Annotated in this window: 16 protein-coding genes; all 16 read right to left on the reverse strand. The window is 40.3% G+C overall.

The annotated features are described in order from the left end of the window. Positions 1 to 711: ABC transporter permease (locus tag QZ334_RS03745; RefSeq protein WP_295232034.1), on the reverse strand; the 711-nt coding region annotated here is incomplete at its 3' end. Beyond that, positions 708 to 1,364, reverse strand: coding sequence for an ABC transporter ATP-binding protein (locus QZ334_RS03750; protein WP_295232036.1), 657 nt, complete (start codon positions 1,362 to 1,364; stop codon positions 708 to 710). The genes QZ334_RS03745 and QZ334_RS03750, both read right to left, overlap by 4 nt. A gap of 211 nt (positions 1,365 to 1,575) precedes the next feature. Further along, entirely contained in the window at positions 1,576 to 1,860 is a 285-nt protein-coding gene (rpmA, locus tag QZ334_RS03755; RefSeq protein WP_004696430.1) for a 50S ribosomal protein L27, read from the reverse strand. 12 nt (positions 1,861 to 1,872) lie between these two features. After that, entirely contained in the window at positions 1,873 to 2,187 is a 315-nt protein-coding gene (locus QZ334_RS03760) for a ribosomal-processing cysteine protease Prp (protein ID WP_295232038.1), read from the reverse strand. Between the two features lie 2 nt (positions 2,188 to 2,189). Beyond that, entirely contained in the window at positions 2,190 to 2,501 is a 312-nt protein-coding gene (gene rplU / locus QZ334_RS03765) for a 50S ribosomal protein L21 (RefSeq protein ID WP_004698652.1), read from the reverse strand. 203 nt (positions 2,502 to 2,704) lie between these two features. Continuing rightward, entirely contained in the window at positions 2,705 to 3,280 is a 576-nt protein-coding gene (locus tag QZ334_RS03770) for a manganese efflux pump MntP family protein (RefSeq protein WP_295232040.1), read from the reverse strand. A gap of 26 nt (positions 3,281 to 3,306) precedes the next feature. Continuing rightward, a complete protein-coding gene (locus tag QZ334_RS03775; RefSeq protein ID WP_295232044.1) occupies positions 3,307 to 4,734 on the reverse strand; it encodes an Rne/Rng family ribonuclease in 1,428 nt (475 codons plus the stop codon). Positions 4,735 to 4,821: 87 nt separating this feature from the next. After that, positions 4,822 to 5,517, reverse strand: a complete 696-nt coding sequence (locus QZ334_RS03780; protein ID WP_323758620.1) for a TIGR03936 family radical SAM-associated protein — start codon at positions 5,515 to 5,517, stop codon at positions 4,822 to 4,824. Next, on the reverse strand, positions 5,489 to 7,372 hold the full coding sequence (locus QZ334_RS03785) for a TIGR03960 family B12-binding radical SAM protein (RefSeq protein ID WP_295232048.1): 1,884 nt from the start codon (positions 7,370 to 7,372) through the stop codon (positions 5,489 to 5,491). Before QZ334_RS03785 ends, QZ334_RS03780 begins: the two co-directional genes overlap by 29 nt. A 58-nt stretch (positions 7,373 to 7,430) precedes the next feature. Then, positions 7,431 to 8,534, reverse strand: a complete 1,104-nt coding sequence (gene rodA / locus QZ334_RS03790) for a rod shape-determining protein RodA (protein ID WP_295232050.1) — start codon at positions 8,532 to 8,534, stop codon at positions 7,431 to 7,433. Positions 8,535 to 8,542: 8 nt separating this feature from the next. Then, positions 8,543 to 9,466 (reverse strand): P-loop NTPase, encoded by a 924-nt coding sequence (locus QZ334_RS03795; protein ID WP_295232053.1) that lies wholly within the window; start codon positions 9,464 to 9,466, stop codon positions 8,543 to 8,545. 1 nt (position 9,467) lies between these two features. After that, positions 9,468 to 11,390 carry a penicillin-binding protein 2 gene (gene mrdA / locus QZ334_RS03800; protein WP_295232056.1) on the reverse strand — a complete coding sequence of 641 codons (1,923 nt, stop codon included), beginning with the start codon at positions 11,388 to 11,390 and terminating at the stop codon, positions 9,468 to 9,470. Positions 11,391 to 11,413: 23 nt separating this feature from the next. Then, positions 11,414 to 11,905: a rod shape-determining protein MreD gene (mreD, locus tag QZ334_RS03805; RefSeq protein ID WP_295232059.1), complete on the reverse strand. Its 492-nt coding sequence runs from the start codon at positions 11,903 to 11,905 to the stop codon at positions 11,414 to 11,416. Continuing rightward, a complete protein-coding gene (mreC, locus tag QZ334_RS03810; RefSeq protein ID WP_295232062.1) occupies positions 11,902 to 12,819 on the reverse strand; it encodes a rod shape-determining protein MreC in 918 nt (305 codons plus the stop codon). Before mreC ends, mreD begins: the two co-directional genes overlap by 4 nt. 1 nt (position 12,820) lies before the next feature. Beyond that, positions 12,821 to 13,858 (reverse strand): rod shape-determining protein, encoded by a 1,038-nt coding sequence (locus QZ334_RS03815; RefSeq protein ID WP_295232065.1) that lies wholly within the window; start codon positions 13,856 to 13,858, stop codon positions 12,821 to 12,823. A 169-nt stretch (positions 13,859 to 14,027) separates the two neighbouring features. Next, positions 14,028 to 14,726 (reverse strand): RadC family protein, encoded by a 699-nt coding sequence (gene radC, locus QZ334_RS03820; RefSeq protein ID WP_105085902.1) that lies wholly within the window; start codon positions 14,724 to 14,726, stop codon positions 14,028 to 14,030. Positions 14,727 to 14,870: the final 144 nt, after the last annotated feature.

A 14,870-nucleotide genomic window follows, 5' to 3' on the forward strand; every position in this document is an offset into this window, starting at 1 on the left:
CGTAATAAAACAAGCTATCGATATAGTGGATAATGTCATAAAGGTAACAATCATTTGATATTTTACAGCTTCTAAAGGAGGCATGCCCGCCAATATAAGACCAGTCATCATCCCCGGCAGCGCTACGATACCTAATGTCTTGGCACTATCTACAGTAGGTTGTAGACCCGTCTTTATAACATCACGCACTATCGCTTTCGAAGCTTGTTTAGGTGTACTACCCAAGGCTAATTTAATTTCCACCTCTTGTTTACGCAATTCAAAATTTGATAGCATTTGGCGATAACAAAGCCCAATTGCTACCATAGCACCACTAATGACCATACCACCAACAGGAATCACTTGATAAGCAGTAAAGGTAAGCACGCCCGTTAAAAGTAGAATCGTTAAAGTAATACTTGCACCTACAGTTATAGCAAACCAAGAAATCCATAGAGCATAAGGAATTCCCTTTCCGCGCTTAGAAGAATTATAGGCTGCATTTATAGCCATAAAGCCTAATAGCCCAATTATAAATATAGGGCTTTCCGTGCTAAAAATATACGATAAAATAAAGCCGATAACAAAGAGCTGTACAGTGGCTCTTAGAGCACTTATAAAGATATCCTTCTCTAGCTTCAATTCTTGTCTATAAGACATCAGTATACTTATAATCACTAATACAGATGCAAGGCATAAGGACGTAGTCGAAATAGTTTGAAACTGACTCATCTCAATACCTCCTCTTTTGCTAATTGACCGTCTACGATAGTGATGCGGCGATTTGCAGTACGCAAGCTTTGCTCTTCATTATGAGTAATGGAGATAATGGTGATTCCCTTTTTATGAAGCTCATCAATAACATTTTCTACAATCGATGTATTCGTCGTATCCAAGGCAGACGTAACCTCGTCTAAAAGCAACACTTTAGGCTCAAAAATAAGGCTCCGAATGAGGCATATTCGTTGCATTTCACCGCCAGACAACTCATCATTACGGCGCTCCATATAATTTAGTGGCATATGTAGTAGATCAAAGAGATATTCTATACGACTCATATCCGGTTCTAAACCGCGAATATCGTAAGGAAATAGAATATTGCGACGTACTGTTTTCGCAAACAAATAAGGTCTTTGAAAACAGTACCCCACCTCTTTGCGATAAGATTCAGGATCTATAGCCGTTAAGGGACGATCATTATAAGTAATAGTTCCCGATGTAGGACTAATCAGATCACTACATAATTTTAAAAGTGTACTCTTACCACTTCCAGAAGGGCCTACAATAGTAATATAATCACCTTGATTTACCGATAAAGATACATCACGGATAATAGATTTGTCTTTTACAATATAAGATATATTGGATAATTTTAGCAGTGCCATAATGCCCCCTATCTCGTCATATATATTAAAAGCCAAATATCGACTCACTGTGGCTAGTTATTTAGTATTCTTAAGCATTATGATTCTAATTATGATATCATTGCCAATATGATAATGCTAAGCTTAATTATAATATATCTATCAGACACATACTACAGAAAGCAAAAAATCCCTAGTGGAAAACCACTAGGGATTAATAGTCTTTGTAAAATTAAGCTTCTACAGGGTATACGCTAACTTTACGGTTGTAACGACCAGCACGTTCGAATGCTACTTTACCAGGCACAAGTGCGAATAAAGTGTCATCTTTACCGATACCTACGTTAGTACCAGGGTGGAAGTGAGTACCACGTTGACGAACGATGATATTACCGCTCTTTACGATGGAACCATCATGGCATTTAACACCAAGACGTTTAGATTCACTGTCACGACCATTACGAGTACTGGACACACCTTTTTTATGTGCGAACAATTGCAAATCAAAAGTAAACATTAAGTTCACCTCCTATATTTCGTGTATTTGGACAAACTCTGGATATTGACGGCTAATTTCCTCTAGACCGAGAAGCATAGTCCCCAGAATATCCTGTCCACTCTGGTTAATCGTCCCAGAGAGAACCATATCACATCGACCTTCGCTATTCGTATATTCCCCTTCTTGTTGAGCAATCTGGGTAAGTCCTAACATTGCCGTTGCCGTTAAAACAGACACTGCAGCACATACGATATCGAAGCCATGCTCATCATATCCTGCATGACCGGATAGGTGACAACCAATGACTTGATTCTCACTATTCCGCTGGATTCCAATGGAAACCATAATTAAGCTTGGATAGATTCAATACGAACTTTTGTGAACGGTTGACGATGGCCTTGACGACGACGGTAGTTGGATTTAGCTTTGTATTTGAATACTAAGATTTTTTTACCTTTACCATGCTCAAGAACTGTACCTGTAACTTTTGCACCGTTTACAAGAGGAGCGCCAACTTTAACGTCGCCGTCATTCACTACAGTCAAAACTTCTTCGAATGTAACGGACTCGTTAGCAGCTGCTTCCAATTTTTCGATAGTAATTACATCGCCTTCAGCAACGCGATATTGTTTACCACCAGTTTTAATAATTGCGTACATGAGAACACCTCCTTGTTATCGAACTCGCTGAATTCGGTATCCCGACCCGAACTTCGGTCGGGCGTTTAAACCTGCTTCACGCGGATTGCAAAGTTCAGTAAACCGAACTAATACTGATATAGTATATCCTATTTACCTATCTATGTCAAACAAAATTCAACATAAATAGCTCAGTTCTGATACTTTCATATATATACAAACCTCTAAAATTCTCCGATAATTCCGAGATGTTGTAAAAGTATTTTGGTACCGATGAGAATTAGTACACCGCCGCCGAGAATATCTGCATATTTCCCAACAAACTGGCCCATAAATTTACCTAAGTATACTCCAATTAAAGAAATACCGAAGGTAATAACACCGATCATAGCAGATGCTTCCCACACATTGATGGGCATAAAGGCAAAAGTAAGACCTACAGCCATGGCATCAAGGCTGGTAGCTACGGAGAGCATCATCATTTCCCAAACGCCTAAAAACTGTTTATCATCATCTTCATCATCTTCATCGCTAAGCCCCTCTCTAATCATAGCGATACCTAAATAGCCGAGAAGGCCAAAGATAATCCAATGATCCCATTCAGATATGACATCGATAAACTGACGCCCAATGAGCCAGCCAATTATAGGCATGAGAAACTGGAATAGACCAAATAAGAATGCCAATGTAACCTTTCGGCGATTTTCACCTACCGGCATTGATAAACCTTTACCAATCGATACACCAAAAGCATCCATAGCAAGACCAACACTAATTAATATAATTTCAAATACAGACACGAAACTCACCTATAAAAACTACTTACTTATTCTGCTACGGCCATCAAAGAATATCCTTCTCGGCTAATTTGTGAATTCACTACAATCGAAATCTTACGCCCTATAGAATCACCTAAATCCTCAAGAACAGCCTTAGTTAAGTATTGGGCTACCTCTGGATGTACTTCGATTTCTAGATTAGATTTAATGCGACCTGATTTAAACAGCTCACGTATACGACGGATAATTTGCATGTATACAGTTCTGCCTGACAACATGTATCCAGTGCCCCCACATTGAGGGCATGTATCAAACATCAAAGTTTGCAAACCTTGACGGGCACGCTTTCTTGTCATCTCCACAAGGCCAAGGGAACTAATACCGCATACCACGGTTTTCATCTTGTCTAACTTAGCCTGTGCACTCAACAATTTTAACAACTCTTGTTGATGGGACTTATCCTTCATATCAATAAAATCGACGACGATAATACCACCAATATCACGCAATCGCAATTGTCGACAAATTTCCTTTGCCGCCTCTTTATTGACTGTAAAAGCCAGATCTTCTAACTTATTAGACTTACCTGTGTAATGAGCCGAGTTTACATCAAATACGGTGAGAGCCTCCGTATGATCAATACGGATAGAGCCACCGGAAGGTAGATTAATATCACGAGAGATAAGATCTTCTAATTGTGGTTCAATATGATTGGCTTTAAAGATAGGTGTGCTACCTCGGTGACGTGTCACTTTAATTTGCTGTGATGTAGGCCCATGACCTAAGAGATCAAGCAATCGAGACTCACCCATATCGGAATCTACAATAATCTCTCCTACATTGCGATGCGCATAGTCTCGTACAAGGCGGAACCAGAAGTCCGCATCACTATAGAGATCAGTACCACTCTTAGCTACCTTAAATCGTTTTAACACATGTTGCCATGTACGCCATAGATATTCCATATCACGACCGATTTCGTCAGCACTAGCCTTAGCGGCTGCCGTACGAATAATAAATCCACAGCCTTCCTGTACATAAGGCGCTGCTAATTCTTGTAATTTAGCACGTACTGCTTCATCAGTAATTTTCTTAGAAATATGCATGCCTTCAGAATATGGTAAAAGCACCATAAAGCGTCCTGCCAAACTCACATCAGCTGTAACGCGAGCCCCTTTACCAAGCATTTCCTCTTTTACCACTTGTACAAGAATTTGCTGTCCCACAGATAGGCGTGGCAAGATTTTCTGTTCTTTCCCCTGTTGAAGGTTCAAATACGCATTTTGAGAGCCACCTATATCAACAAAGGCCGCTTGCATGCCGTTAAGTACGTTCTTAACAGTACCCTTGTACATATGATTTGCCATATGAGACTCATCAGTACGTTCTAAGACAAAGTCTACTAACTGCCCTTCTTCATCGATAACAGCCATGCGGATTTCTTCGCGCATAACATTGACCAAAATTTTATGCATCCTATCCCGCCCTTCGTTCAATTCAAAATATATAGTTCTTTTAAATCACTAAAGCTTATATAACCGTTTAAAATTTATGTAAAAGAATTAGTAATTAATTTCCAATGGAGTGTAACGGCCTTCTTCGTTTTCTACCATAATGGCTTTACGGTGAATTTCATAGCCCGTCGTAATAGGCCAGTTATATTGATCTTTACCAAGGTTCCACACTTCACTAGGTTTGATTGTACCTTGCGGATAAATACCGATGCCCATAGTAAGGGTTACCATACCATCCTCAACGGATGCTACAATAGGTTCTTTTACAAATTCTTTCACATCAATGGTACGAGTTTTCTTAGGCGTTACCTTTTCATAAGAAATTTCCGTTGCGTCATTGAAAGGTTTTAGCAATGCATCCCAATCCGCATGTTCATCCGTTACAGGACCTGTTACTTCGTAAATAGCAAAGTTACAGATAGCCATCATCTTTTTAACCTTTTCAGGCATTTCCTTGCCACCTAGCACCTCAAGACCTGGCGGTGCCACGCGGTTCAAACGCTCCATAATAGACTCTAAAGAGTCCTCTTCTAGCACGTCCATATCGATATATTCAGCCGCCGCTGTTACACCTAGAGCAAGTGCAGAGGAAAAGCTAATTTTCATATGTGGATTAAAGCCTTCAGAATAAGCCATTTTAATTTCTGCGCGGCGAATCATACGTTCTACTGCTTGTGCATAATCAAGGTGCGACAAGAATCGCAATTTTTCGCCTTTATTTAAGGCCAAACGTAACTTTTTCAACTCTGCCACCCTCCTTATAGTCAATAATTGCAGTATTTAGCTCTGGACATACGTTACAGCCCTTACATGGACCGCGACGGCAATCACTTGTTAAGTTTGCCTCTACCGCTTGTTCCCACTCTCGTTTCAAGAAAGCTTTACTTACAGTGCAATCCAAATGATCCCAAGGTAATGGCTCGTCGAAATCACGAGTACGACGTGCAAAATATGCAGGATCCAAACCACAGTCAGCGAATGCTTTCAACCATGTTTCATAGTTGAAGAACTCAGTCCAACCATCAAATTTACAGCCCGCTTCCCAAGCTTTTACAAGAACCTTAGACAATCTACGGTCCCCACGAGCAAAAGCGGCCTCCATGTAGCCAGTATAGCCATCATGATAGTGATAAGAAATATTGCGATTATTGATGAGAGATTTTAAATAACGTTGCTTACGATGAATTTCCTCTACATCTTGTTGACCATACCATTGGTATGGAGAATGTGTTTTTGGTACGAAGAAGGATACGCTGACAGTTACAGAACCATTGCGTTTACCTGTAATGTCACGATGCAAATCAAGCACCTTATAAGCCAAATTAGCAATACCCGCTAGGTCCTCATCAGTTTCAGTTGGAAGGCCCATCATGAAGTACAATTTAACTGTATTCCACCCAGATTTAAAGGCATTTGTACACGCTGCCAATAAGTCTTCTTCGCTAACGCCTTTGTTGATAACATCGCGCATGCGCTGTGTCCCTGCTTCAGGAGCAAAAGTAAGACCACTCTTACGTACTTGTTGCACCTTTTTCGCAATATCGATGGAGAAACTATCGATGCGCAAGGATGGCAAGCTTACGCTCACTTGTTTGTCTTTGAACTCTTCCATAAGCATGTCTACTAACTCTGGCAATTTAGAATAGTCCGCAGAGCTTAAGCTCATCAAAGAGATTTCATTATAGCCAGTGTTAGCAATCGTATCCTTAGCAATTTGAAGCAAACGCTCTGGCGTCTTTTCACGAACAGGGCGGTATAGCATTCCCGCTTGGCAGAAACGACAGCCCCGTGTACAGCCGCGGAATAATTCTAGTACTGCACGGTCATGCACGATATCTAAGAAAGGCACTACAGGTTTTGTAGGATAAAATACATTTTCTACATCCTCTACGATGCGTTTCTCTACAGCTGCCGGTACATCTTCAAAGCGAGGTGTAATAGATTTAAAATCGCCTTGTTCTGTGTATTCTACATCGTATAACGCTGGACAATAGGTACCAGGAATTTGAGCCACTTTACGCAAAAACGCCTCTTTACCCCCTGGGAAACCTTTTGCTTTTTCAGCTTTATAGAGGTCGATAAATTCATCGCCCCATTCTTCGGATTCACCGAGAGATACAATATCAAAGAAATCTGCAATAGGCTCTACATTAAATGCACATGGGCCACCACATACGAGTAACGGGAAATCCATATCACGATCTTTAGCGTACATAGGAATACCAGCCAAATCGAGCATATTCAAGATATTAGTAAAGCTCATCTCATATTGAAGTGTAAAGGCTAGTACATCAAAGTCTTTAATAGGCGTACGAGTTTCCAAAGAGAATAAAGGAATGTTGCGCTTGCGCATCTCCTCTTCCATATCGTGCCAAGGTGCAAACACACGTTCCGCTGCTGCATCATCACGACGATTTACAAGACCATATAAAATTTTGATACCCAAATGACTCATGGCCACTTCGTATACATCTGGAAAAGCTAATGCCATTGTTACATCAACAGTACTGTGATCTTTTACGATACTGTTATATTCGCCACCCGTATAACGAGCAGGCTTTTGGACATGTTGTAACCATGACGTATCTAATTGAATCATACATCCTCCGTCTTTTCTGAAAGACTTCTTTCACAATTAATCCTAAATACATAGGGTTTTAGAAAATATATTTCGTTCGTTGCATAGCGATATTTAACAAAATACCAATACTCAACATATTGGTGGTCAACGCACTGACACCATAACTAAGGAATGGTAATGGAATACCTGTAACAGGCATAATACCAATTGTCATACCTACGTTTACGAGTACCTCGAAGGTAAACATGGTAGCAATACCTGTAGCTAGTAACATACCAAAATTATCATTGCACATATACGCCACTTTAATACTGCGATAAATCAGCATAAAGAGCAAAAACAACACGATAATACAGCCTACAAAACCAAATTCTTCACCAATAACGGAGAAAATAAAGTCCGTATGGTTTTCTGGTAAGAAGTTCAACTGACTTTGTGTGCCATTAAAGATACCTTTGCCAAAAATCAAACCAGAACCAATGGCAATCTTAGACTGAATAATATGATAGCCAGATCCAAATGGATCAATATCTGGATTTAAAAATACGAGAATACGTTGTTTTTGGTATTCTTTCAGTACAAACCAGCCTAAAGGCATCAATAATAAACCAGTGCCCGCAATGATTTTTATGAGTCTTGTTTTAATGCCAGAGATAAATAGCATCCCCACAAAAATGGCAATGTACACAAGAGATGTACCTAAGTCAGGTTGTAAGAATACAAGCCCAATAGGCACCCCAACATATAATACAGGCATTATCAAAGACTTAAATGTATCTAACTTGCCAATACGGGGCTCTAGCATTTTGGCCATACAGATAATCATCAATAATTTAGAAAATTCTGATGGCTGAATGGTAATAGGACCCAATTGAATCCACCGTTGAGCACCCAATGCAGATGTACCAACAGCCATAACAGCAATTAACATCAAAAGAGTAATGCCATAAATGATATTGCCCCAATCCTTTAATCGATGATAGTTAAGGAATTGCATACCTATCACAACAGCTGCATTAGCAAGGAAAAATATAAGTTGCTTTACTACTAAACTACCAAATCCAATAGGCTCTTGATTAACATGAGTTGCACTGCCAATAGCTGCTAAGCCAATGCAAACTAGTAGAAAAGTACATATGATAATAGCCCAGTCGCTATCATTCCATAGTTTCCGCCACATCATATCACCTATTTCAATTTACGACGGCGCCATAAACTTTGCTTACCTTGCACTAATAAATGCTGAGTAGTCCATCCACCGCGATTAATATACAAAACAGTATTTGAATCCCCAAAGATAGACTCACCAGCTGAAGCAAGAGTCGGTGTACCTGCTTCTTCTTTAGCCGCTTTTTTCTTAGTTACATAGGCATCAAATTGTTTTTGTACATCATAATCTTCCCAACAATCACCTGTTACAACATAGTCTACAAGAGGTGCTAATACATTACGAAACTCATTAGAAGCAAGGTCTAACAAATGACCATCTTGTGTATATGTTAGGATATCTTCATCATAAGGAATCATAGCCCCTACATACTCGGCGCGAAGGACTTCCAACATATCATATAAATCTAAGTCTTCACTATCTACAGGCACTGCATTAAAGGCAATAGCAAAGTCGCGAATATTATGTTCTTGACACACTTGAATCATACGCGCCCCATTGCGCAAGGATACCCACAATGGATGTGTCACAACGATACAACGACTCACAAGATCTAAAATTGACTCAATGCCCTTACCAATCCCTGCTGGTGCATCAATCAAAATATAATCATATACATCACAAAGCCGACGAACTAATTTCTTATACTTCTTTCGACCTATATCTTCCCAACGTGCACTTTGACTAGCCGGTAAGAAATCTAGATTTTCTGCAATTGATACAATAGCATCATCTGTATATTCTTTATCTTCACTCGCATCAAGTGCATCATAGATAATTTCATCTGCCACGCCTAACACGAGATCCAAATCGCGCAATCCAAAGTCCCCATCACAGAGCAATACGCGGTGCCCTGCATGACTTAAGGCTGCACCCAAGCATGCAGTGACAGTCGTTTTACCTACGCCACCCTTGCCGGATACAACACCAATGATCTCGCCCATACTAATCCTTTCTTGGTTGCCCACTTGTTACTGAATTCTGAGGTTTCTGCCCATTAGACGTATTCCCTACAGTTGCACTATCTTTATTACTTTTCGTATTTGTGTCATTCGTTTTTTTATTTAATGGTACATTGAAATATGCAGCTAACACATCTCGTACGATAGGACCTGCAGAGCCCGCACCAAAGCTACCTTGTTCAACAAGTGCAACCACAACAATTTGTGGCTTATCATATGGTGCATAAGCTACAAACCACCCATGATCCCGGCCATGTGCATTTTCTGCAGTACCAGTCTTACCAGCTACATTAATTGGGAAGCCTTTAAATAAGTCCCCTGCTGTACCACCTTCGTTTGTAACATCACGCAAACCTTCTCGAATAAGGTCCATAATATTTTTTGGAACTGGTAGAATACCTAATTTATCAGGACCAAAAATCTCTTTCGGAGTACCATCTTTATTATCAATACGGCTTACCACATAAGGTTTATATTTAATACCACCATTAGCTACTTCGCTGAGTAAAACAGCCATTTGCAATGGTGTAACTAAGGTAAAAGATTGACCAATAGCAGCATCGAAGGTTTCACCTAAGTACCAATCTTCATCATATACTTTTCGTTTATACTCAGGGCTTGCCATAATGCCAGACGCCTCACCTGGTAAATTAATACCAGTCTTTTCGCCAATGCCAAAATAAGCAGCATATTTATCGAGATTTTCTATACCAACACGATTACCCATTTCATAGAAGTAAACGTTATCTGACTTAGCAAGCGCTCTATTAAAGTTAAGCCATCCTAAGGCTTCACCTTCTGCATTTCGCTTATCGATCAACCAGTGCTTACCACTATCAAAGATCATCTCTTCAGGAGTAACCTTTTTAAGATCTAACGCTGCTGTACCGGTAATAATCTTAAATGGTGATCCTGGAGGATATTCACCAGAAATAACCTTATTATCAAATGGATGATTTTTATCATTATTCAGCTGATTCCATTGAGCAGTTGTAATCCCTTTAGAAAACCAGTTTGGATTAAATTCAGGCGCACTGACCATAGCTAAAATAGCCCCTGTATTAGGGTCCATGGCCACCACTGCTGCCCCTTGTGCAGGAATACCTTGCGCACGCAATTGATTGAGCTGATTCTTAACAGCCTCTTCAGCGGCCTTTTGAAGATTTACATCAATGGTTAAATGAATATTAGCACCTGGCACTGTGTGTTTTCTATCTACCTCAGCCACAGGACGACCTGTAGCATCTACCTCAACTTGTTTACCACCATCAGTACCACGCAAGATAGAATCATATAATTTTTCGAGACCAGAACGCCCTAAAATAGTACCGCCACTTACCAGTGTATTAGGGTCCTGCTGTTTTAGCTCTTCTAATTCCTCTTCACTCACTTCACCAACATAACCAAATAATTGAGAAGCCATCGTTTCATATGGATAGTATCGAAGTGGCTCAACATCAATGGTTACCCCTGGTAATTCATGACGATGCTCTTCAATGGTTGTCACTACGTCCATAGAAATATCATTAGCAATACGTATTGGCTCATAACCATACTTGTGATCATTAACCTTCTTTGTAATATCTTCAGGCTTCATTTTTAATAAAGCTGCCAATTTAGCAACTTCACCATCATCCAAAGCCTTTCCGGTAGGCATGATAGATATAGTATAGGCAGGTCGAGAGCCTACAAGAATTTGACCATTACGATCATACATAACGCCTCGTGCTGCAGTCATCGGTACCATGCGCAATCGGTTGCCTTCCGCCTTGGCTTGATAATAGCCACCAGCTAAGATTTGTAGCATAAACAAACGCAATGCTAACACTATAAATATGCCCGCTACAATGTAAAAGAGTACATCAAAGCGACTCGTTTTTCTTCGTTTATAGAGGCCTTCAAGCACTCTTTCACCCCCTTACTAATTTATTACCAAATATAATCTTGCTGTTCGTCCTTACGCCACAATAATCCATGTACGATGGCAGCCAATAGACCGTTCCAAAATAGTACCGGTATAACCATATGCCACATATATAACCCTATATGTAAATCCCCGCCACTGGCCAATATCATTAAGCTGCGGATAAATCCATCAAGCAATGTACAAATGGCTACAATAGCACTGGACCAATACCAACGTTCTTCATAGAGTCGATGTTTCACTGCGGATAATAGGTAAACCACAAGAACGTAAGGGAATAAATGGAGCCCAAAGAAGTTAGATATCAATACATCATGTACAATACCACCTATAACAGCTACCATCAGACCCATATAACGACCTTTAAATAGTGTGACCATAACAATGATGGTCAAAATTAAATTTGGTAACCAATTCGTATGAAAAATAGCAGGCAATAATTGCGCCTGTATAAAGTAAATTAAGAATCCACAGAGGACTAAAGCTAGACGCATCATGGTTTAACGGCCCCCTTTGCCCCTTCAACTTGATCCCGTTGTGTTTGAGGTACCAGTTTAGGCTCAAGCCCTGGTTTTGGTGGTGCACTTACGGAAGATGATGTAAGAACAAACACCTCTTCTAAACGATAGAAGTCCACACTTGGTGTAATTACGGCATTCTTTACAAAACCTTCTGTATCATTTTCAATGGACTGTACATTACCAACAGGCAATCCTTTAGGATAGATGCCACCATACCCAGAGGTGATTAATTTATCCCCTACTAATACATCACCATCACGAGCAATATTTACCATTAATGGCGTACGAGGTGAGTCACCATTACCTTTTACGACACCAGATAGGCGAGATTCAGGACGTTGTACAATAACACCGATTGCACTACGTGGGTCAAGAATGGTTTGTACTCGAGACGAGTGAGGGTATACATCGGTAATAAAACCAACTACCCCACTTGGTACAACGACAGCCATATTGACAGCCATCCCTTCTTCACTACCCTTATCGATAGTGAAAGTATTTGTCCATGTGCCGTAATCCTTTGTAATAATACCGGCTAAAGTCATGGAAAATTCCGGATGATTGCTCTTATAGTTGAGCAATTGACGAAGTCGAATATTTTCTGCTACTACTTCATCATAGTTAACAACCTTTTGTTCTAATGCAGCCTTGCGAGATGCTGCCTCATCACTTTCAATAGTTGCAGAAATAGCATTATTGAGCACTGTAAAACCGGTTTGTACACCATCAAGCAAACGGGCAGATCCATAAGCAAATGGTGTTGTAATACCTTCAAGAGTGACAGTAACAAAAGGAATACTAGTTCGTTGTTTCCATGCAAATCCGAGCAACGCTAATAGGATACAGCTAATGACAACAACGATAATTAACTTTTTATCTGACTGTATCATATTAGTCTTGGCCCTTTCTATTTTTAGAATTCACAATAAAACGTGATAAGCTCACCAAGTCAGATGAAGCCCCGTTAAGGCCCACAACGACTTTTGTGTCGGGTGCATCTGGAACATGTACAGGCACACCTAACTCGCCCCCAATACGCTCAGCCAAACCCGACAATTGCGCAGTACCACCAGTAAGATATATTCCATATTGCATAATATCTGCTACAATCTCAGGTTCAGCGGAACGAATCATTTGTTTCACTTCATCTAAAAGGCCAACAATACAGTCATTTACAACTTGATATACCTCTGACTGATGAATAACACAACGTCTGCCTAAACCATTCATCATATCACGGCCTTGAAAGGCATATTCGGCATCTTCTAAAGGTGCCATAGCAGTGCCGACTGTATGTTTAATATCTTCTATAATTTCTTCAGAAACGATAACCCCAAAACACTCACGTACATAGCGTAGCAATGCATTATTGATATCTGAGCCACCGAAGCGAATCGTTTTACTATCTACAATGCCGCCCAATGAAACAATGCCCATATCGACAGTGCCACCACCAATATCAATGACCATAGATCCACGAGCTTCAAAGATAGGTGCACCGCAACCAATGGCTGCAGCGACAGGTCGTTCGATAAGAAATACTTCGCGTGCTCCGGCCTGAATAACAGCATCCATCATCGCTCTTTGCTCAACGTCTGTCATCCCACAAGGAACACCAACAAGAACTCGAGCGCGGCGCAATGCATTAGACACTTTATTCAGAAAATAGTTAAGCATCGTGTGCATAACTCGATAGTCCACAATAAATCCATCTTTTAATGGTGTTAAAGGGCGCCACATATCGGGCATACGCAATACAAGACGTGCCGCTTCATCCCCAACGGCTACTACTTTTTCTTGTTTTGTATCAGTTGCTATAATAGATGGTTCGCTTATAACAGTTCCTCGCGTCCCCCCCATGAGGCGCGTCTGTATGGAACCAATATCTATACTTACATCTTTTCCTAGAGTAGGTAAAATGGAACTCATAGTAAAATCTCCTTCATTACATCATCATTCCATTTTACCACATATAATGCGACTTTATCTATTGAATAGAAAAAGCACTCCTATAATGATGTATACATCTCTTCACTGAACAAATCAGAAAGAGTGAACTCATTATTATGAGTGCTTTTACTATTAATATGTGCATTCTCTAACTAAGTTTACCTATTTCACTAAGGCTTGTGAATTCATTATCACCAATGATAATATGATCTAATACTGGTATTCCCATAAACTGACCTGCACTGACAAATAACTTGGTAAGCCGAATATCTTCGTCACTAGGCCGGCTATCGCCAGATGGATGATTATGTATTAAGATAATGGCTGCCGCATTACAAGCTATAGCCTTCTTAAAAACAGCTCGCTGCTCTACGAGGCTAGATACTAAACCTCCATTCGAAATATGTTCTAACTGAATCAACTTATTTCGAGACGTCAACATAGCTGCCCATACATGCTCCACCTCTTCGTGACGTAAACGCTCCATTACATATTGAGCAATGACAAAAGGTTGAGAAAAATCTTCGTATGTTTCCTTAATTTTTAGTTCCCCTAATCGTCGCCCCATCTCAAGAGCCGCACACAAAGTTACCGCTTTATCTGTGCCAATTCCCTTAATTTTTATAAGCTCTTCAACGGTCATTCTGTTAAGACCGTACGCCCCATCATCATAGGACTGTACGATATCACTCGCTAGCGATATGGCAGACTGACCTTTCACCCCAGTACGCAATAAAATAGCTAGCAATTCCTCCATCGCCATATGGGATGGTCCTAAAGCAAGAAATTTTTCACGGGGACGCTGAAATGGTAACATGTCTTTTACACTTACTGTTGGTACTTCCATAGAATCTCTCCATTCAAATAGATAACACCATTTGTAAATCTAACTACACACATCTACTCTCTTACTATATCAATAGCGCACAGCACAGCACGGCACGGCACGGCACGGCACAGCACAGCACAGCACAGCACAGCACAGCACAGC

The sequence above is a fragment of the Veillonella sp. genome, assembly GCF_019414865.1.
Lineage (GTDB): Bacteria > Bacillota > Negativicutes > Veillonellales > Veillonellaceae > Veillonella.